The 20,970-nt window shown below is 65.0% G+C and carries 15 protein-coding genes; 8 read left to right on the forward strand and 7 right to left on the reverse strand.

Features of this window, described 5'->3' with window-relative positions; all coding sequences use genetic code 11:
• The first annotated feature begins 24 nt into the window (after positions 1-24).
• From H5393_RS09010 to H5393_RS09030, 5 genes are all read left to right on the forward strand, one after another.
• Positions 25-366 carry a cytoplasmic protein gene (locus tag H5393_RS09010; RefSeq protein ID WP_182762808.1) on the forward strand — a complete coding sequence of 114 codons (342 nt, stop codon included), beginning with the start codon at positions 25-27 and terminating at the stop codon, positions 364-366.
• A gap of 171 nt (positions 367-537) precedes the next feature.
• On the forward strand, positions 538-2,121 hold the full coding sequence (locus tag H5393_RS09015) for an SDR family NAD(P)-dependent oxidoreductase (RefSeq protein ID WP_182766352.1): 1,584 nt from the start codon (positions 538-540) through the stop codon (positions 2,119-2,121).
• A gap of 111 nt (positions 2,122-2,232) precedes the next feature.
• The gene (locus H5393_RS09020) at positions 2,233-3,060 is read left to right on the forward strand and encodes a CPBP family intramembrane glutamic endopeptidase (protein WP_182762812.1); all 828 of its coding nucleotides are present in this window, start codon (positions 2,233-2,235) and stop codon (positions 3,058-3,060) included.
• A 50-nt stretch (positions 3,061-3,110) separates the two neighbouring features.
• On the forward strand, positions 3,111-4,181 hold the full coding sequence (locus H5393_RS09025; RefSeq protein ID WP_182762814.1) for a serine hydrolase domain-containing protein: 1,071 nt from the start codon (positions 3,111-3,113) through the stop codon (positions 4,179-4,181).
• Positions 4,182-4,183: 2 nt separating this feature from the next.
• Positions 4,184-4,546: a hypothetical protein gene (locus H5393_RS09030; protein ID WP_182762816.1), complete on the forward strand. Its 363-nt coding sequence runs from the start codon at positions 4,184-4,186 to the stop codon at positions 4,544-4,546.
• A gap of 220 nt (positions 4,547-4,766) precedes the next feature.
• On the opposite strand, the gene H5393_RS09035 is transcribed toward H5393_RS09030, so the two are convergent.
• The 3 genes from H5393_RS09035 to H5393_RS09045 all read right to left on the reverse strand — a co-directional run bounded on the left by H5393_RS09035 (position 4,767) and on the right by H5393_RS09045 (position 6,461).
• Positions 4,767-5,168, reverse strand: coding sequence for a type II toxin-antitoxin system VapC family toxin (locus H5393_RS09035; RefSeq protein WP_076063473.1), 402 nt, complete (start codon positions 5,166-5,168; stop codon positions 4,767-4,769).
• A complete protein-coding gene (locus H5393_RS09040; protein ID WP_040283599.1) occupies positions 5,155-5,385 on the reverse strand; it encodes a hypothetical protein in 231 nt (76 codons plus the stop codon). Before H5393_RS09040 ends, H5393_RS09035 begins: the two co-directional genes overlap by 14 nt.
• A 203-nt stretch (positions 5,386-5,588) precedes the next feature.
• The gene (locus H5393_RS09045) at positions 5,589-6,461 is read right to left on the reverse strand and encodes a 3'-5' exonuclease (protein ID WP_182766406.1); all 873 of its coding nucleotides are present in this window, start codon (positions 6,459-6,461) and stop codon (positions 5,589-5,591) included.
• Positions 6,462-7,418: 957 nt separating this feature from the next.
• Between H5393_RS09045 and H5393_RS09050 the strand changes: the two genes are divergently transcribed.
• On the forward strand, positions 7,419-9,146 hold the full coding sequence (locus H5393_RS09050) for a DUF262 domain-containing protein (RefSeq protein ID WP_182766353.1): 1,728 nt from the start codon (positions 7,419-7,421) through the stop codon (positions 9,144-9,146).
• Positions 9,143-11,776 (forward strand): DUF262 domain-containing protein, encoded by a 2,634-nt coding sequence (locus H5393_RS09055; RefSeq protein WP_182766354.1) that lies wholly within the window; start codon positions 9,143-9,145, stop codon positions 11,774-11,776. The genes H5393_RS09050 and H5393_RS09055 overlap by 4 nt, the downstream gene beginning before the upstream one ends.
• Positions 11,777-11,860: 84 nt before the next feature.
• Here H5393_RS09055 and drmC read toward each other — a convergent pair whose 3' ends face one another.
• From drmC to H5393_RS09075, 4 genes are all read right to left on the reverse strand, one after another.
• Positions 11,861-12,565 carry a DISARM system phospholipase D-like protein DrmC gene (drmC, locus tag H5393_RS09060; RefSeq protein ID WP_182766355.1) on the reverse strand — a complete coding sequence of 235 codons (705 nt, stop codon included), beginning with the start codon at positions 12,563-12,565 and terminating at the stop codon, positions 11,861-11,863.
• Complete coding sequence (gene drmB, locus H5393_RS09065; RefSeq protein ID WP_182766356.1) at positions 12,555-14,600, reverse strand: DUF1998 domain-containing protein; 2,046 nt, start codon at positions 14,598-14,600, stop codon at positions 12,555-12,557. The genes drmC and drmB overlap by 11 nt, the downstream gene beginning before the upstream one ends.
• Positions 14,600-18,229, reverse strand: a complete 3,630-nt coding sequence (gene drmA / locus H5393_RS09070; protein WP_370585959.1) for a DISARM system helicase DrmA — start codon at positions 18,227-18,229, stop codon at positions 14,600-14,602. The genes drmB and drmA overlap by 1 nt, the downstream gene beginning before the upstream one ends.
• Before the next feature lie 61 nt (positions 18,230-18,290).
• The gene (locus H5393_RS09075) at positions 18,291-19,613 is read right to left on the reverse strand and encodes a recombinase family protein (RefSeq protein ID WP_220488275.1); all 1,323 of its coding nucleotides are present in this window, start codon (positions 19,611-19,613) and stop codon (positions 18,291-18,293) included.
• Between the two features lie 84 nt (positions 19,614-19,697).
• Here H5393_RS09075 and H5393_RS09080 point away from each other — a divergent pair, with 84 nt between their 5' ends.
• Positions 19,698-20,963 carry a class I SAM-dependent DNA methyltransferase gene (locus H5393_RS09080; protein ID WP_182766359.1) on the forward strand — a complete coding sequence of 422 codons (1,266 nt, stop codon included), beginning with the start codon at positions 19,698-19,700 and terminating at the stop codon, positions 20,961-20,963.
• The last annotated feature ends 7 nt before the right edge of the window (positions 20,964-20,970 follow it).

Consider the following 20,970-nt stretch of genomic DNA (forward strand, 5'->3'; position numbering starts at 1 on the left):
GCAGCGAGAGTCCAAAGGAGAGTCATGAAAGACCCTGTTGTCACCAATCCCGGGCTGTACCGGGTGCTCTTCGAGAACCATCGTGTTCGAGTGTTGGAGTACGTAGATCAACCAGGCGATTCCACCCAGCCCCACTCACACCCCGACAGCGTGATGGTGACCCTCACCGGGTTCCGTCGCCGGCTCCGTTCAAACGACCGGGAGATGGACGTCGAACTGACTGCGTTCCAGGCACGGTGGCTGGACGCCCAAGAGCATGCGGGCATGAACATCGGAGACACCCCGACCCACGCCATTTTCGTCGAGCTGAAAGAGCCCACCTCGTCGGCCGTCGCCGAGCAGCGCCTCGGACCGTCCACGTCCTGAAAGCGTCCACGACGCTTCGCCTGTTTCAATCACCCCTCGATGCGATGAACCTGTTCAGTTCGCTGCGCGTGCCTCCATCAGGATGTCCGGAGGCATCGGCCGGCGCAGCTGCCAGGTGAGCGCGATCGGCTGTGAGGTGCCCGCGGCCGAGTTCTGAGTACGCTTAGCGCCGTGTCGAATCCATCAGCGCCCAAGCCCACTGCAGCACCCTCCTCGGAGGCGGTCGGCAGCGGAGTCGACCCAGACGACCTGGCCGCGACCCTGCGGGTCTTGCGCACCATCCACGAGCTCGACGAGGCCCACCCCGACTTCGTGGCCGTCCGACGGGCGACCGGCAGGATGTTCAAGGCGGTCAAGCACCACCGCCGAAGCGTCAAGCGAGCGGCGATCCAGGACAACGACAAGGCGATCGTCGCCGGGACAGCCACGGGCGCACCCGACCGCATCGATGATGAGACGCGGGGGCTGGCGCTCACGTCAGGCGTCGAGGCGCCGACGGCCGGGACGCTCATGAAGGCCCGACCCTGCTACATCTGCAAGCAGCGATACACGCTGGTGGACGCGTTCTACCACCAGCTCTGCCCCGCGTGTGCGGCCATGAGTCACGCCAAGCGCGGAGCGCGGACGGATCTGACCGGCAAACGAGCGCTGCTGACCGGCGGCCGGGCCAAGATCGGAATGCACATCGCGCTCCGGCTGCTGCGCGATGGTGCCCACACCACGATCACCACCCGCTTCCCGCGCGACGCGGTGCGACGCTTCGCGGCGATGCCTGACGCCGCCCACTGGCTGCATCGGCTCCACGTGGTCGGCATCGACCTGCGTGATCCGTCCCAGGTCATCGCCTTGGCCGACGCGGTGGCCGCCCGGGGCCCGCTGGACATCCTGATCAACAACGCGGCACAGACCGTACGACGCTCGCCTGGTGCGTACGCGCCCCTCGTCGACGCCGAGTCGATCCCCATCCCGGACGGATTGTGGCCCGAAGGCCAAGGTCCAGAACTCCTGACGTTCGGGCACACACGAGACCTGCATCCTCTGGCACTGGCCGAGTCGGTCAAGGCCCACCCGCTGCTCGCGGCGGCGGACGCTGCGGTCACCGGCTCTGCCTCCACTCACGCGGATGCCGAGGCTGCGGCCCGCCACGCCCAGCGCCTGACGGACATGGCTCTGGCTCCGGGCTCGTCGTCGCTGGCGCGTCTGGCCGACGGCTCAGCGATCGACGCGGGAGGGCTCGTTCCCGACCTTCACGACTCGAACAGCTGGGTCCAGGGCGTCGGCGAGGTGGACGCGCTCGAGATGCTCGAGGTGCAGCTCTGCAACGAGACGGCGCCGTTCATCCTCATCAGCCGCCTGCGGCCGCGCCTGGCCGAGGCGGCGAGAAGCGTGGCGAGCGGTCCGGCCCGGGCGTACGTGGTCAACGTCTCAGCAATGGAGGGGGTCTTCGCGCGCGGCTACAAGGGTCCCGGCCATCCGCACACCAACATGGCGAAGGCGGCGGTCAACATGCTGACCCGGACGAGCGCGCGGGAAATGTTCGAATCCGACGGCATCCTGATGACCAGCGTCGACACCGGCTGGATCACCGACGAGCGACCGCACCCCACGAAAGTTCGGCTCGCCGAAGAGGGCTTCCACGCGCCCCTGGATCTGGTCGACGGAGCCGCCCGGGTCTACGACCCGATCGTCCGCGGCCAGGCCGGCGACGACCTGTTCGGCGTCTTCCTGAAGGACTACGCACCGTCACGTTGGTAGGCCCGCACTAGGCAATCTGACTCTCTGCACGGGACGGAACCGTCAGATCCCCTTGAAGGCCACACCTGTCCCTACGCAGCGTAGTATCAGCGGCAGGGCAGGTGATACCACTTGGTCGTCTCCGCCCTTAAGGAAGTGACTGTCATGAACAGGCTGCAGGAGACCCGTCCCATTTGGCACGCGGTCGCGTGGATAGCGATCTACGTGATTGCGGTCAACATCGGCGACTGGCTTTCAACGCTTGTCGGCGTTCCGAATTTGGGGGCCAGCGCGGTGCTGGTCCTGCTCGCGGTGTGGCTCGTGGTCCGCCTCCGCAAGCACGGTTGGCTGACGTACTACGGCGTCCGCCCCCTGCGCAGGCGCGATTTCAACGCGACGCTGCTATACATCCCGCTCCTGCTGATCGCGCTGATGCAGTTCACGAAGGGTTTTAGGGACGACCTCGACTTCACCACGGTGGCGCTGATCATCGTTCTCATGGTCGCTGTCGGTTTCCTTGAGGAACTGATCTTCCGCGGCATGTTGTTCCGCGGAATCCAACGCACCAGCACGTTGACGCGCGCGGTTGTGATCTCCGGCGTCACTTTCGGCATCGGGCACATCGTGAACCTCACCAGGGGAATGGCGCCGTTGGATCAGGCAATCCAGATCGCGTTCGGCGTCACCCTGGGAATCGTCCTGGCGCTGCTGTTCGCCGTTACCGGCACGATCGTTCCGCTCATCGCCTTCCACGCCCTCCTCAACATCAGCGGGAATCTGACCAGGGCGGATGCGCAGGCAGAACTGGTCATGCTCGCGGCGACCACGCTGGTCTGCGCCGGATACGCCGGGTACTTGATCACCGTGCTTCGACGACGTGGGCCCAGCCCCGAGATATCGCAACCCGCGCCTTCGGACACCGCGGCCGCTCCGCCGGCGCGAGCTTCGGCTCTCACCTGAGCGGGGCGGCGAGACGGGTGCGCACTTCCGAGGTCTCGAGGAGGGGTCTCTTGGCTGCCGGCGCCGGCGCCGGTGCGATGGCGCTGTTGGCGCTCGTTGGCCCGCGCCCGGTGGGAGCGGCCGCGGGCCGCACCGGTGATCCTGCGCTGCTCCGGCGCGTGGACCCCCATCTCCGGGGGCTCAATCGCGTGGCACTGGCCTATGTCGACGGGGATGCCACCCAGTTTGCGGGCATTGGCGCCGACCAGACCACCCCCTTCGGGATCGGCTCGGTGTCGAAGACCTTCTGTGGCGCAGTGCTGATGGACATGGTTGCCAAGGCCGAAGTGAGCCTTGACACCACCGTCGACGAGATCACCGACGCAAGCGGATCCGAGGTGGCCGACGTCACGCTGCGGGAGCTCGCCTCCCACACCTCGGGCCTCCCGGACTTCACGGCGAAAGCGGCCGGGAGCCAGAACACGTGGTTCGGGTTGCTCCACGCAGACGGCTTGCGGCAGGACGCGGCCGAGACCGTCGCCGACATCCTCCAGCAGGGCACGGAAGGACGGGGCAGCTACTCCTACTCCACTGCCGGCATCGCCCTGCTCGCCCACCTCCTGGCGGCGAAGGCCGCGACCACTTACGGCGAGCTGCTCACGGAACGCATCCTGGAGCCGTTCGCACTGACCGACACGCTGCTCCCCGCGACTGTGGCGGACCTGCCGGAGGGATGGACCAAGGGCCGGCTCGGCGGGCGACCCGCAGAGCCGTGGATCCTGGGGGGTCTGGGGCCGGGCGGCGGCATGTGGTCCACCTGCCAGGATCTTGCGTCCTGGCTGCGGCTGACGCGGGACGGCCGCCAACCAGGCTCCGCCGGGCTCGACCCTGTAGCCCCGGCGCCGATCCTGCCCTGGATGCCGGAGGCCCAGATGAGCATCACTTGGGTCCGGGCCTCCACTGCCGGAGGCGAGGAACTCATCTTCCACAACGGGCTCACCGGGTCGCACCATTCGTACGTGGGGTTCTGCCCCCGCACCGGGTGCGGCCTGGCCTACGTCGTCAATTCGGTGCCCACCGGTGCCCAGTTGCTCACCCTGCAGGGCGACCTCGTGAGCGCCCTACTGGACGAAGCGCACTAGCCATGAGCGAGACATTCGTCCTGGCACTGTCCGCCGCACTGGCCCTCGCTACCGTCGTCGGTACTGGATGGGCGATGTGGCGGATCACGCGGCACAATCCCAGCCGCCATCGCGCCCTCTCCTACGTGCTGTGGAGCGTCACTGGCACCACGCTCATCGGGGTGGTTCTTCCTGCCATCGTGATGGGAATGGTGGACCCCTTCCCCATCTGGATGGTCCAGGCGACGTTCACGTCGGCGACTGCGGCGGCCCTGGGCTGGCGGTGGCCAGCCCTGCCCCGTGAGCCGCGAGACCGGGCCTGGGTCGCCGTCGGCTCGGTGATCTTGGCCCTGGCGCTTGCGCTGGCCGGGGTCGCGGTCACCTAGCAGCAAACGGCCGTGCGAAGCCCGCCGCCTGCGTCGGCCCAGCGGAGAGGTCGCGCGCCAGCGCTACCCGAGCAAGATCGCCTGAAGCCCCAGCGGCGCGTGAGAGTACCGAAAGTCTGTGGGGCAGACTGGTTGAGGTGACGAACATATTGCCCGCAAGCGACGCGAAGTCGGGGGGAGTGGCTGCGGCAGATCCTCGACCTCTGCGGCAACCGTGACGTCAACCGTGGGCCTTGACGACCTCGATGGTGCAGCGTGGGCCGGTGGATCGTGCGAGGCGCCTGTCACCGGTGAGCAGGGGCGCCTGAAGTGCTTCGGCGAGGGCAACGTACGCGGCGTCGTAGATAGTGAGGTTGTCCCGCAGTTCCCAACAGCGAACCAGCAGCGAAGTGTGCTCGACGCGCTGGAGTGGCAGCTCCTGCAGGTCGTCAAGAGCAAGCCGGACCCGGCGCGGGTCCAGGTGGCCGCCGAGGGCCAGGCCGCGCCAAACCGAGGCCACTTCGAGGTCGACCAGCGCGGGTGCGGCGAGTCGTTCACCGCGCAGCCTGTCCCGCACTGTGTCACCGTCCTGGCCGTCGTCAAGCAGTGCGACGGCCAGGACGCTGGCGTCAATGACCAGCACGGTCGGACCGCAACGCGCTCACCGCGTCGGCGAGCGGCAGCGATCCGCCGGCGCGCCCGCCGGCCCTGGCCAACACCTCGTCCAACGTCGGCTGGGCGGCTTCGGCGATCAGCTTCGAGCGCAGGTACTCCTGAAGTGACTGGTGCGCCGCGCTAGCCCGCTGTCGCAGCACAGCATGCGTCTGGTCCGGCACGTCCTTGATCTGAATATTCGGCATGGAGCCATTATGGCGCCACGCACGCCTTGACGGAAGCGCGCCACTCTAGGCAGATCAGCTCTTTTCGCCACTGAGGTATCGACTGCGGCGGAGCGCGTTGCGCAGTGGCTATTGGTAGTGGGTCCGCATCCTCAGACGTGGACCCCGTGGCGACCAGGTATCGTCAGCGGCCCGGAATCCTCCTTCACCTGATCCGCTCAGGATCAGCTTGGCAGCAGCGACGACGGTGTGCCGCTGTACGTCACGACCAACTCGTCGCGGGCGCGCGACGCCGCGACGTACAGCAGCGAGCGTTCCCGCAGCTGCGCCTCGCTGAGTTCCTCGTCGTCGTAGTCGTAGGCCTTCAATCCCATCGGCATCGAGTCCTTGCTCAGCCCGAACAGCAGCACCCGCGTGAACTCCGTGCCCTTCGCCCGGTGCATCGTCAGCGCCACCGGGTTGCCCGGCTTCACCGTGCCGGCCTCCACGGCCCGGACCTCGACGCCCCGCTCCCCCAGCCCGGCGACGACGCGGTCTCGCGTCACCCGGTCGCGCACCAGCACCGCGACCGTCTCCGGCGCGACGTCCCCACCGCCCACCCAGGACCCGACCAGGTCCGCCGCGAAGTCCAGCTCCGCCGTCAGCGTCGGGAACGACCGCACCTCCGGCTTGGGCCCCGTACGCGCCGACAGGTAGCCGGCCATGGTCTCGGCCTCGCCGTCGGAGTCGACGACCTCCTGCCCGGTCAGCACGCCCACGGCCCACGCCAGGTTCTGCGCCGTCGTGCGGTAGTTCAGCTTCAACCCCCGCGACCGTCCCTGCGTCCGGATCCCGTACGCCGAGAGCACCAGCTTCTGCCCGTAGATCCGCTGGTGGGCGTCCTCGGCGATGAAGATGTCGTTGGGTGCCTCGGCCGCCAGCGCCCGAACCAGCTGCCAGTGGCACGGCTTGAAGTCCTGCCCCTCGTCGACGAGCACGTGCCGGGCGGGCCGCTCCCCCGTCGCCTCGAGGTGGGCGGCGGCGACGGAGGCGGCCTCGGCGAAGTCAACGTTCCCGCCTAGCGGGCGGCGCCGCGGTAGGTCTCGACGACCGCCCAGACGCCCTGCGTCCCGCCCGCGACAGCCTCACGTCACGCCCGACACACGCCACCTTGGTAGTCGGAGAGCAGGGCCATGCGGTTGGGCAGGATCACCATCTCACTCGGGCACCAGGAATGCGGGCGTGTGAAGCTTCTCCTCCAACTCCTCGCCCGCGCGGAGGACGGCCTGGCGCCGACGCTGCGGCTGCCGTGCGCCCGCAGACTGGAGCCCCCCCCCCGGGCCAGCGCGTTGATGCCCTTGACGTGGAGCCCGGGGCGACGCGGAGGTCGGGGGACCGCTCGAGGCTGCGAGACAGCTCGCCGGCCAGGTTGGTGGTGAACGTCGTGACGTCGATGGACACGTCCGAGTCGTCGTCGGCGAGTCGCCGCGCCGATGCAGGACGACGACGGCCTTCCCAGTGCTGGCACCGCCGGCGATCCGGTAGGGCCCCTTCCAGTCGCCAACGACCCACCGTCACTGCGCAGGGTGCGGAAACACCCTCCACGCGGTGAAGTCGCTACCCGTGATCCCGCGAGCGCTGGGGTGGGCGAAGCTGTCGAGAGCGCGTCCCGTTGAATCATCGCTGGTAAAGGCATAGGTCAACCGCCGCCTGCGGCAGCAATGATTGCTACTCTTGATAGACCGCGTGCGACGAAGCCGCGGACTCTTGGGAAGGGCCAGGCCATGGCTAAGGGGAATGAGTGCCCGAAGTGCGGGAGCCACACGCTTCAGCCGTACACCACCAACCAGCTGAAGTGCTCGAAGTGCTCAACAATCGTTAGGAAGTGACCCCGCCGCGGTGAACCCCGGGCACGGCCCCACGAGGAGAACCGCGCCACCCCAACTGGACAGTAGGTGCTGGATGCTCAGTGCTGAGTTCGGTCTGCTCAGACTTGGCCTGTTCAGTCGAGTGGCCCGTTCAGTCGAGCAGCTGGGAAGCACCACGGAGGATTGCCTGAGGGCTACGCTGATGGAATGTCAAGTGCGTCGACGGCGACTCTGGTCCCGAAGCCTGTGAGTGATCTGCGAGGGACCTTCTTCGTTCCCTCCTATCAGCGCGGGTACCGATGGGGACAAGTTGAGGTGACTCGCCTTCTGGATGACATCGCCGCGGCACGGGGCAAGGATTACTACCTCCAGCCGGTAGTCGTCAAGCGTCGTGGCGACAATGAATGGGAGCTGGTGGACGGGCAGCAGCGGCTGACCACCCTGTATTTGATCGCTCGCCACGTCGAGCGGCAGTTCAGCGCCGCACAGCCGCTCTACCGGCTCTCGTACGAGACGAGGCCAGGCAGCGCCGATTACCTGGACACCCTGGATGAGGGCTCTAGCCAGGGCAACATCGATTACTTTCATATGTTCCAGGCGTGGCGGACGATCGAGAAGTGGTTTGACGATCCCAGCAGTCGAGGCCACGGCTCAGGCGCACTCCCCAATCCGCTACAGGACGCCATCGACTTCTACACTGCGTTCTCGCGTTCAGTTCATGTCATCTGGTACGAGGCGGATGCTGACGTCGACTCCGCTGACCTGTTCTCTCGCCTCAACGTCGGCCGTATCCCGCTGACCGACGCGGAGCTCGTAAAGGCACTTCTGCTGGCGCAGATCCGAAACAGAGACCCCGCTCGCGCGCACGAAGTGGCCGCCCAGTGGGATTTGATCGAGCGCGACCTGCGGGACCCGGAGACTTGGGCATTCATCTCCGGCCGGTCTGACTCGGAAGCAAGCCACATCGGGCTGGTCCTCGACGTGATGGCGGGTCACGTGGATCGACGGGAGGCGCCACTCTACGAGACCTTCGAAAAGCTACGGCCCCGGATCGAAGCCGACGCGCAAGCATTCTGGAACGACGTCGTCGACGTTTACTCGCACATCATCGGTTGGTACTTCGACAGGGAGGTCTACCATTTGGTTGGGTTCCTGGTGACCACAGGCACCAGCCTTCTGGATCTTTGGCAGTTGCAGCAAGAGGCGACCAAGCGCAGGTTCCGGATGTCGCTGCGGGACCTCGTGCGAAGAAGGTTGGGGCTCACCCGGGACACTCTGACTGACCTCACGTACTCGAGCACTAAGACTTACCGGGCACTGCTGCTGATGAACATCCAAACGGTCCTAGCGGGGCGCCACGCCGCTGAGCGCTATTCCTTCCACGGGCACGCCGCGGTGGATTGGTCCCTTGAGCACATCCACGCCCAGAACGCTGAGGTTCTCAACACGGAGGCCCAGTGGCGCGAATGGATTCGCCGCCACATCGACGCACTGGAGGCTCTGCCTGAGCCCGTCCCGGAGATGGTCGAGTCCCTGCGGGCGCAAGCCCCTGCACACGACGTCGCGTGGACTGAATCCCAGTTCCGTCGCCTGCAAGGTCAGATCATTGACGCCTTCGCTGGGGCCGGCCAGGATGTTGAGAGCGACATCAACTCCATCGACAACCTGGCGCTGCTGGCCGTCGGGCTAAACAGCGCCCTGAGTAACTCCGTCTTCACCGTGAAACGTCGAGACATCATCGAGAGGGACCGTGAGGGTGCATTCATCCCGCCGTGCACCCGGAATGTATTCCTTAAGTACTACACACAGGCCAGTTCCCAGCAACTACATTTTTGGGGCTCCGACGACCGGCAGGCATATCGAGAGGCCATGGTCTCGTTGCTCGATCCGTACCTACTGGACGACTCCGATGGCGGACAGGATGGGGCAAAGTGAGCACGCCGATCCAAGGCTACAGAACCTCCTATGTGGGCCTCTTCGATACCGACAGCCACGCACGAGCACCACTGACCAGTATCGAGATCCCCCTTATTCAACGGGACTACGCTCAGGGACGCCCTGGTGAGCGAGAATCAAGCATTCGATCCTTGTTCCTCGAAGCTATCCACGAGGCCGCCACCAACGGAGATCCGCTCAGCCTGGACTTCGTGTTTGGTGACGAGGAGGACGCAACGCTGCGTCCGCTCGATGGACAACAACGCCTCACAACCCTCTTTCTGCTCCACTGGTACCTTGCGCTACGCACAAGTCAGGACGTCGCATCCGCGCCATGGGCCAAACTCAGCTACGCCACCCGACCCAGCGCCCGTCGCTTTTGCCAACGATTGATCGAGGTCTCATCGCTGCCCGATGGAGAACTCCTCAGCGACTGGATCATCGACCAACCCTGGTACCTCTACGTCTGGCGCAACGACCCCACGATCCAGTCCATGCTGGTGATGCTCAAACACATCCAGTCGCTCTTCGAGGGCGACGACGCGCAACTCGCCTGGAATCATCTGACCAACCGCGAGACTCCCGCGGTCAGCTTCTACGTCCTGCGTCTCCCCGAAGTGGGCGCTGGTGACGAGATGTATATCAAGATGAACTCACGCGGCAAACCACTGACCGACTTCGAGAACTTCAAGGCCAAGTTCGAGGACACGATCGCGCACTCCGATCGCGCACGCGAGATCGCCAAGAAGTTCGACAGCCAGTGGTCCGACGTACTGTGGCGCTTCCATGGCGGTGACAGCATCGTCGATGACGAGTTCATGCACTACCTCACGTTCGTCGTCGAGGTCTGTGAGTGGAGAACCGGTAGCACCCCCGCCGGCAGTATCTCGGGGCGAGCGAAGCGAGTCTTCGGCCAGGAGTCTGACGATGCGGCGTCATCGCTGGCCTTCTTGGAGGCAGCGTTCGACTCCTGGGTCGGGGTCGACGTTGCGGCCTTCTTCGACGAGCTGTTCCGTACCCCCGATCCGCAGATGAAGCCCGACAGTCGCGTCGCACTGTTCGTCCCAGAGCCCTTTGATGGCACAAATCTCTTCGAGATGTGCTGCCGGTCATATGGCGAGTGGCGCACAGAAAGGGCCCGGACCTACCCGTTGGGGTTGACCCTGTTGCTGTTCGCCATCCTCATCTATCGAGCAGAGCAGACCGAGAACTTCGCCGGCCGCATCCGAGCGCTGCGCAACGTGATCGAAGCCTCGGGCGACCAGATCCGGGCAGACCGAATGGGGGCACACCTGCGAGATGTTCAGACCTTCGTTCCGACAGGCGACCTGAACGTCCTGACCACCCTGAACCGGACCCAGATCGCGGACGAGAAACGGAAGGCGGAGTTCCTCTCGCTTAACCCAGATCTGCGGGCAGCGTTGTACCAACTCGAAGACCACCGGCTCCTTCGCGGGGCGCTAGGCGCTTTCGACCTCGACCCCGCCACAGTGGAGTCCCGAGTTGAAGCCTTCTATCGTGCCTTCGCAGAGCCCTCCCATTGGCCACAGCTGACTGGTGCACTTCTGACCTGCGGTGACTACTTCCGACAGAAGACGCGCGGAAGATTCCAATTCGGATCCCCCACAACCGACTCATGGTGGCGAGTGCTTCTCACAGGCCCGGCCGACACACCGCTGTCCGACACGCAGCCAGTATTGGCACGATTCCTGGACCGGGTGGCCGCCTCCCCCGACCCTCTCCCCAGCACCTACTCAACGATGATTGACGATTGGCTGGATAGTGTCGAGGCGGCGGGGCATCTCGACTGGCGCTACTACCTAGTCAAATACCCCGAGACCCGGGACGGGACCTCAGGCATCTTCGTCAGCGAGGCGCCCTCCATGGGATTCATGCTGTGCGCCCTCAAACAGTCCCAGCTGAACAGCTACTACACCGATCCGATTCTGACCGCAATCCGGCACCGGGTCACAGCCACCAAGTATCAGGTAGGCCACCCCACCTTCTCTGGCCTCGCCAACAGCCCCCGCTGGCTCGCGATACCGGCCTGCGATGCCGCCCTGCGCAACGTCCAGGACTCGCTGGTCGTCAGGGTTCCTGAATCCATCCGCGACCAAGCCATCGACGTTCTCTCAGAACGACTCGACATCCGAGCCACCGATGACGGGTTCCGTTGGGCGATACCCCAGCACCAAGTTGAGGGGGTAATGGTCGACGCCGTCGATCGTGTCGCAGCAGGGATCGACATCGTGACCAGGCTCCTGCAGGGATTCGGGAGACTGGATGACCGCAGCGCTTTCCTCTCAAGGGGAGAGGCGCTGCGCCGGGCAATAGCCGAAGCACTCGGCCCCGAGGTGTCCAGCGACTGGATCTACGCCCCCGAGGATCGGGACAAACAGTGGATTGCGTTCAAACTCTCAGCGCACAACCACATCGAACTCGTCGTGGACTGGACCGACCCGGCGGACACCACTCTCGCGGTCAAGGCATACAGAGGCCGATCTAGCGTGCCCTACCCCGACTTCAACCACGTACCACTCAGCGCCGACTGGTCAGATTCAGACGAGCAGATCATCGAGGCGTTCCTGGTCGAGGTCGACAGACTGAGGAGCGCCTACCCACCTACGTGAGACTCGATCCCGCAGCTCATTCGCTCTTTGCCAGCCTTCTCATGCGTGCGCCCGGTGTGAGCCGAGCGAACTTCAGCAGGGCCCTCACATCAGCTCATAGAGGCTTCCATGTTTACTAGCCATTGTTGACTGAACCGACCCAGCCAGGGCGGAGTCGCGAATCAACAGGCCAAACTCAATGTTGCGTTTCTCCGCGCTGAATGAGAAGTTGGCGCTGGTCAGAAGCACAGCCTCGTGGTCAATGATGACGAACTTTGCGTGGCTAACTACGCGCTTGCCGTTCGGCAGTTCCGCTGAGCGATAAATCGTCGCCTTGGGGAGCTGATTCTTGACCTTGACAGCGTCCGCCTTCTCCCCGTCCACATATACCGTTACCAGGACGCCAGGCTGCTCCGATGCCTTCTTCAGCACCTTCCACATCTGGGAGGTGGGCTCGAAGTTGTAGGTGGCGCAAACCACCGACTGCCGGGCCGCCAAGACGAGACGATGGAACTCACTGGTCAGGTGACCTACCTCGGCCTCGTTGCCAGGCATGGTCCACACCGGAACGAGATCTCGATGTACCGATTTCACACCAGCTACAGCATGCAGCACAGCGGCAGTTTGGTGCCCGTTGGCGTGGCTGAGCCCCGCGTTCGCGAGCAACTCCTTGATCTCCCCACGGCGCGAGGCATTTACAGCGGCGAGCGCTTTGACTGTGTGTTGGCCGAGCGAGAACTGCACGGCCAAAGCTTTCGCCTCGCTCGCAGTCAGGAAGGCCCCGAGCACCGCGAGGGGCTCAGATGACATCGGCGCCCCCGAAGAAACCGGGTACCCGGTCACCCGTGACTGTCGGGAGGTCGAGCAGGAACCGTCGGTCTAGGAAGCGGTTGGCCTTCTCACAGGAGGTTTCCGATGCGAAGGAGCAGCAGTGGCACGCCGCCCCGTGGAGGAAGTCCTCCGGATCGCTCGGCGTCCTCACCGCACAGACGGGGTCCGACGAGCAGCGCGACGCGCGCCTCATTGCCGACAGGAACAAGCCGTGGAGTCTGGCGGGCTCGGAAAGGGCGACAAGTCCGCCGAGAGTGCCCTCGCTGTCGGAGGCTGTGGTGCAGATCAGCAGACCGGCGGCGGCTTCTCGCTGTGGGGATCCGCTCCACCCGTAGATCCGCTCGGTCAGGCTCGCGGCTCCGTATCCGCTGGACATCGCCATCTCCCGAATGAGTGCGTGCGAAAGCGTATGTAGCAGCCAGTAACGTGGTGAAGGCAGGCGGTCATCAGGGTCGACACGCTTGGCGGTCTCCGAGAACCGTCGCTGGAAGTTGCGGCGATGCGCGGCTCTATGGGCCTGCCACAGAGGAGTCGAAAGGATGGCAGTCTCCCAGGCGGCGACCGCGTCGAGATCCAACTGGATGAAGATGCCCTCGCCGCGATCCTCCGTAGCCGGAACCCAGGTGGGTTTGCCGTTGCGCGTGAGTTTGACCAGGCGGCTGACGAGGTCGTTGACGCGGTCCATCTCGTCGAGGCGCGTAAACCCGAGGACCGCATTAATCTTCTTCATCCGGTTCACCGCGACGACGCGGCTGATCCTCGGATGCAGATGGGGGTCGCGCTGCATCTCGGTGACCATCAGGCCGGTGCCGTTCTGCTGTTGCGGGAACAGGGCCGGCTTCTGGAGGTAGCGCCACTCTGGGACAAGGAGGTCGACCGGATCCCACGCCGCCAGCTTCTGGTGGCGCTCCTCGTCGGAATCCACGGGAGCGAGCACTTCGGCGACCGCCGTCTCGATGTCGGCGTCCCCGAAGGCGCTGACGTCGAGCCCCCTTGCGCTGGCAAGTGCCCTGATAACGGGGAGCTGATCACGGAACTGCTCAATCTGCTTGACGCCGAGCTCGGCCCTAAGCTGGTCTGCGAGCGCCCGCTGCTCCTCGGCATCCGTGCGCGGCATGACGATAACCGACTGCGTTGATGCAAACCAGAGGTTGGAGGCACCCATCATGATGAGAGCGGGCCGTGCATCGCACTGGTTGTCGAAAGCATTGAGGTGAGGATGCCGTCCTCGGCAAACCTGCGGGAGCTTCTCCCGCCCGACGGAGCCCTGAGCCTCTGCCATGCCCCGCGTCTGCCCGCACGAAGCGCAAGCGATGATGGAGCCGACGCTCTTGCCCACGTTGGCGTCGCGCATCTTCAGGTCCGGGAGCTCTGCCTTCGAGCACTTCTTTCCGCGGTGGACCCAGATCGAATACGGGAACTCGTCGAGATGTCCGTTAGTACAGGTCAGCAGATGCTGCGCTGGAACGGCTGGACTGCCGGACTTCCGGTTGGAGTTACCATGCCGCCCTGGGCAGTTCTTGTGCGTGAACTGGGCGAGATCGGGCCGGAAGGGGTGGGTGTTGGTGTAGTTGAAGCGCGGCAGTGGGCCGAGGTAGTCGCACCCAGTGCAGCGAAGCCATTGCGGGAACACGCGCGATGGGATGCCGAGATCGGAACCCTCGCTGGACATGCCCATTCGTTTCGGCTGCCACGGGAAGGGCCTCAGCGAATCGACCTGCGGCCCCAGATGCAGTCGCACGACGTTGAGCAGCCTCGGCTCGACGACAGTCGGGACGTGGGGGCGCCGCTTCCAGATCGGCTCCCAGTCCCCCAGTCCTGCGGGCATGACCGAGAAGTTCGGCAGGTCCATGATCGCCCCGGGGCCGTAGGTGTAGAGCAGCGATGACGGGCGAGCGGAGCCCACCTTGGCGCGATTCTTGACCACTCCCTCTTCGGCGTCGCCGAGCGGGTCGAGCAGCTCGTGCTCGTCGGCCAGCATTTCCTCGCTGAGCTCTGTCGACACGTCAGTCATCAGTCGTCCTCCCCCATTGGCAGGGTCCATTGCGCGACGCCGTCGGGCACCCGAGCGAAAAGCCGTTCGGGCACCGGACTGACGAGCAGGTTGATCTCGGGTTGGACCTCGCGCATCGAGTTGGCGATCACGAACGGGGCCTGCAACGATCCTCCGACGGAGGCCTTGACGTTCTCCGGGCTGATGATCAGCGGCAGGTACTTCCCGCCTTCCCCGGTGCGTTCGTACACCAGCGTCTTGTGCATCTCGGCGGCCCACTTCGCCCGCTCCGCCCAGCGATCGAGGCGGTTGACCAGCAGATCGTTGGCGCGCTTGGTCGCCGCGTCGTCGAGCGCCGCGGCGGCAATGCGGTTCTTGAGCTTCTCAGCGATCGCCTCCACTGCGTTCCAGTGCTGCTTAATAAGGCCGGCCTGCCGCTCGGGTGACAGCCCGTCGGGCACGGATGCTTGAACCACCCGAGTGGCGCTCACGAGGAGACCGTCGATACCCCGCCTGAGGGAGGTGGGCGAGTACGGCGTCACGGACAGTGCTTCTACCTGGGCGTAGAACGTCTCGTGGTAGTGGCGGAACTGCTCGTAGTGTGCGAGGTCTCGCGGCCTCGCCCAGTTGCCGAGGGCAACCACGAGACCGGGTCTCGCAGAAGAGTCACGGCCCACACGCGACGATGCCTGAATGTACTCTGCGGTGTTCTTGGGCTGGCCGACGACGAGCATGAGCCCTAGCCGCTGCACGTCGACCCCCACCTGCAGCATTGAGGTGGCCAGCACCACGTCAAACGGTGATTCGGCCTCCCCACGGGCCGCGACTTTCTTGCCTTCCTTAGATTCTGCGAGGCGTTGACGAGCGGCTTCCGTGGTGTCGTACTCCGGGTCGAACTCCAAGCCGAGGCGATCAAGCGTCGCGCCGATCTCCGAGGAGGCGATGCGCGAGGTCAGCTCACCGGTCTTCAACAGGCCGAAGGTCGCGCCCCGACGACTCGGGAAGCCTGAGTCCTTGCGCGGCCGCTTGACCCGGCTTTGGACGTCGTCGGCCACATAGCGGGCCATGCCTGCCAGCTCGCGAGTGGCGTTGAAATAGCCGACCAACGTCATGTAGGGGTCCGCGGCCGCACCCGATTTGTCCAGCAGAAGCTGTCCGGCGGAAAGCAGTACCTCCGCCACCCGGATCTCAGCGCTTGACAGACGCACACCCTGGGCGCTCACTCCGACGTATCGGCGCCCCGGATTCTGCTCATCGATGGGGATCTCCTGCGAGAAGTATGTGTCGGCCACATCCAGCACCTGGGGTGGGAAGATCTCCACCTGGCGGCCGTACAGGGCCCGTACCTGATCCTGAGCGTTCCGCACGGTGGCAGTCGAGGCCACGATCAGGGGCTTGACGGGCGCGCCGCTCGGGGTCTCCCAAGATGACAGCGTCTCGACTGCCACCTCAAACAGCCCCACCGCGGTCCCCAGCGCGCCGGTGATGAGGTGCAGCTCGTCCTGGATGATGAGGTCTGGTGGGCGAAGGCGTCCCACCGGCACCACCGTCGCTCCCGGCTGGCCGTCTCTGGCCGGGTGTGAGCCCACCTGGCAGGGCGCGTAGTCGGCGTGGACGTAGCCGTGGCGCCCGCACCGACGGCTGACATAGCCGAACAGTGACGACGCCTCACCCTCTCGAGCGAGCCGTGCGAACTTGTCGACGGTAGCGATCACGAAGGCCGGCGTCAGGCGGTAGATCTCCTCATCCACGGTCAGAACGGGGAGGCCCTCCGCCACGGCACCGCCCTTGGAGAAGGGGCAGCGGGCGAGCTCGTCGCCGCAGAAGACGAACACACGACGCTTGGATGCGTCAGCCTTCACGTGCGCGGCCGTGATCGGGGTGCCGCACCAGGGGCATCTTTGGATCTGCAGGACGGTGAGCCGGTGGCGGCCGTACTCATTGGCCTTGGTCAGCTGCTCGTCGGCCTCCTCGAACCGCTTGGGGCTGACATCCGTTCCCACCCACAGGCCGATTCGGAACGGCTCAGCACCCCACGTTGCCTCGTCATCGAGTCTGGCGAGTTCGGCCGCGCACACAAGGGTGGTGGCGCGCTGGAACTGCTGCGCGGTGAGCAGCCGCAGCGTGTATCGCATCAGGACCGCAACTCCGTCGCGGCCGTCGAGCGGCCCGTCAGCCGACTGAAGCATGCCTTGGCGACGGCGGATCGCGAACGTGAACGCGGCGAGTCCGAGGTATGCCTCGGTCTTGCCACCGCCGGTGGGGAAGAACAGTAGTTCCACCTTCGATTGGTGGTCCGAACTGCGGAACGCAGTTGCCGGGTCGGTCAGGGCATCGAGTTGCATGAGGATGAAAGCGAGCTGGAAGGGGCGCCACGAGGCGGCAGGTGCACCACGCTCGGCCACGGTGGCCCTCGCCTCCTCGATGGACAGGCCGGCGTCGGCCGAGCGCTCCGCAGCCACCTGGGATGAGATGCGCTGGTCGCGCATGACTAGGTTCATGAACTGGAAGCACCTGAGGGCTTCCGGATCGCTGGCCACGTGTTCCAGGCCTGACACCAGTCGCTTGTGCGCCTGCCGCGCCTCCCACATCGCAACCTCGGCCGTCTCTCGCAGGTGTTCTGGGAGGCCGAGGACCGCGGCGGCCTGGTCGTCCAGCCACGCCTCGTAGCCGGCCACGAGGGGGGCCAGACCGATTCGAAGGTCATCGCCTGAGGCGCTGGCGAGCGCGTCCATGGAGAGCAGGGCTCCCTCCACTGACCGCGCTCGGGTCTGAGGGGTCTCCCCCACAGGCAGCCAGGTCGTCTCGACGGATGTAGCGCGCCGAGAGCCGTTCTTCACGCTCCAATCCGCCGAACAGGTGCGGCCGATAGCGAACTCCAGTCGGTTGCGATATTGGAGGTTGAGGCGCTTGACCTCCTCGTCGTGCTCGGGCCATTCGTGCTCCAGGACGTCCTGGACCGGGAGGAACACCTCTGCTCCATCCGCGTCGACGACCAGCTTGGTCTGGAACATCCACATGCTCAACGGGATTGGCATCGGTGTCTCGCGGTCGTTGCACAAGGCGATCTCGACAAGGATTCGCCCGTACTTCGGGTCGTCGTAGCGGTCCACCCTGAGAGCGATGGCCTCCTTCAACGGCACAGTGGCCGTCCGCCCCGGGATGAGATCTGCCACACGGACAGTGCGCGCTTCCTCAACGGGGGTTCGCTGGTACTCCCTGACCGGGCGGCCGGTCTTGGTGACCTTGTCCGTCTCGACGGTCTCGTACGTCCCCCACGACGCCACCACTCTGAACGCCTGGAGGTTGGCCGGCACCTGGAACCGCAGACCCATGGAGGCTGGGACCATCAACCCCTGCTTCGGTGCCCGATCCTCAACCTCGTCATCCTCCGAGTCTGCTTCGGTCTCGTCGGCCGCGAATGCTGGCACGCCCCGCCCTTCGGCCACCGCGTCGCTGTCAAGCCGTACCTCAACCAGGCCACCACTGTCGCTGTCGTCAGAGGAGGTGGTTGCCGTGCCGATGAGTTTCACGGGAGCGATGTGCCCGACGAGATATTGCGCGCGCGGGCTCAGGGGAAGCACCTCCTCGGGACCATGGATCGGGCCAAGGAGCTCACGCTGCAGGATGTCGGAGAGGTTCTCACGCACAGCGAATGACGAGCCATCCAGCTCGTGGTTTAGCTCGTACGATGCCTGCGGCCCAGCCGCTTCAGTGGTTACCTCGGTCACGGTTCACCAGTCTGCCGTAGGCCTCCGACGTTTCCGGGAGGACTTGCGTATTCGTCGCCGCGGTTGGTAGCCAGCGCAGAAGAACACGATCAACATCGAAGTAGCGACCGACGACTCCGCGCCGGATACGGAGGCTCCCCAGCTGAGACACAAGAATGTCCCGGCGCGTGACCTCATTCGAACCAGCCGCGGCCCAGCAGTCACGAACTGTGGAGTCGCCGAGAGGCTCCCTCCCACGCTCGTAGAGAAGACGGTCGATCAGGTAGAGATCGAGGGCGTTCCGGCCCATGGTTTGCCTACACTCGGGGCAGTAGAGGACCGGACGCTTCTGGTTCGTACCTCGGCACATGTACACGTTGCAGTCGTCGCAACGCACCACCCGCGAGAGCAGCGGACTTGTGGGCTCCCTCTCGGCCCTCTTCCGCGACTGAGGCGTGCTGCGACTGTCGAGGCGCAGCTGCAACTCTTTGAACTCGACGATCGACATGATGGCCAAGGACTCGTTGACGACGGGCTCGTCATGAATGTCGCGAATGACTGTGACGGGCTCCATGCGCGTGGCACTCTTCGCCCTTCCAGGGTTGTGGACCGTCATGCCCGCCAGGATCGGGTTCCGCAGCAGCCCTTCGACGGTCTGACGGTTCCAGGCGGTGCTTCCTGACCTGCGCCGTGACTCAGCCCCGCGCGGAAGGGGTGCGCCGCTCGACGTCAACCAGGTGGTGATGGCGTTGATCGTGCTTCCCCGCCGAGCCATCGCGACTGCCTCAACAAGCCAAGGCTGGCGCTCAGGGTCGCTCGCGAGCACCCAACCAGGTCCTCCGGGGTTAGGAGCTGATCGATAGCCGTATGGGATCCCGCCGCCCGCCCACCGGCCATCCCGCAGCAACTGCGCACGCGCAGCACGCACTCGAGCACGGATCGCTTCGGACTCCATCTCTCCGAAGACGGCGAGCATGACCGCGAAGGCCCGACCCTGAGGGCTGGTCATGTCGATCGGATCCTCGACGGCGACGAGACCGGCTCCGCGCTTCTGGAGAGCCTCATCGGCATGGAGGAAGTCCAGGACGCGGCGAGCAAGACGATCGACCTTCCAGATGATGACCGCGTCGAAGTCGTTGGCGGCAAGAAGGGCCGCCCAGCCGTTGCGGTCCTCGGGGCGGTTGGCGGTCGCAGACACTCCGTCGTCGATGAACTCACCGACCACTTCCCACGCTCGGGCTTCGGCGTATCGACGACAGGACTGAAGCTGGCGGGCGATCGAGACGGACTCTTCCTTGGTGACGCTGAGGCGTGCGTACAGCACGCAACGCCGTTCTAGTTGTGTAGTCATGCCCTCATGCCACTTGGTGGGCAGTCAGCCTGCCTCTGTCGAGGTATCACCTCTCTCTTGCAGGCGAACGGGACGCTGGGACTGATCGCCACGAACACGGTCGCTCAGGGCGACACCCGAGCGGTTGGCCTCGACGCCATGGTTGAGTCCGGCTTCACCATCACGCGAGCCATCCAGTCCCGTTCGTGGCCGGCCGCGAGCGCCAATTTGGAGTACGCCGCAGTGTGGGGCACCCTCAGCGAGGTAGCGGCCACTGTCCCCCGAGTCGCAGACGACATTGAGGTGCGCCTCATCAGCACCCTGCTCGAACCCTCGGGTCGCGCCGAAGGTAATCCCATTCGGTTGAGCGAGAACTCGGGTATCGGATTTATCGGCTGCTATGTGCTTGGTATGGGCTTCGTCCTGCCCCCCGAGGAGGCGCAGGAGTGGATTGCCGCCGATGCACGCAATGCTGGTGTGCTCTTTCCGTACCTCAACGGCGAGGACCTCAACTCGAACCCCGATGCCAGCGCGTCAAGGTGGGCCATTGACTTCAACGATCGCCCAGAGCACGAAGCGCGGTCCTACCGGCTGCCCTACGAGCGCCTTGTCGAGCGGGTGAAGCCCGAGCGCGTGAAGAACAATCGCAAGGTCTACCGCGACTACTGGTGGCAGTACGCGGAGAAGCGGCCTGCCATGCGGAAGGCCATTGCGCCGTTGTCTGAAGTGCTGGTCATCGCTCGTGTCAGCAAGACCGTGATGCCCCTCCGGGTCGGAACGGGTCAGGTACCAAGCGAGGCGTGCGTCGTCTTTGCCACCGATGGCTACGGTGACCAAGCGCTCTTGTCATCAAGCCTGCACCAGCTCTGGGCGATCACCTACGGTTCAGGGATGAGGAACGACCCTCGCTACACCCCATCCGATGTCTTCGAGACGTTCCCACGCCCATCCATCACGACGGCGTTGGAGGACGCCGGCCGCACACTTGATCAAGAGCGCCGACAGATCATGCTCCGACGGGAGCTTGGACTCACTCGGCTCTACAACTTGGTGAATGACCCGGAGTTGCCCTCGTCATTGGACCATGATGTCGCCAGAATCCGCTCCATTCACGTCGAGTTGGATCTAGCCGCCGCCGACGCCTACGGCTGGTCTGATCTGGAACTCGATCATGGCTTCTACAGCCATCGGAGGATGGAACGATTTACTGTCAGCCCGTCCGCAAGGGTCGAGCTTCTTGATCGCCTGCTTGAAGAGAACCACCGCCGTGCGGCCTCGATGGACACGAAAGGCAAGCCGCTCCCAAACAGCCTCCCCCAAGAAGAAAACACTCTCTTCGAGTGACCTGCAT

This window comes from Tessaracoccus sp. MC1756, assembly GCF_014164735.1.
Lineage (GTDB): Bacteria > Actinomycetota > Actinomycetes > Propionibacteriales > Propionibacteriaceae > Arachnia.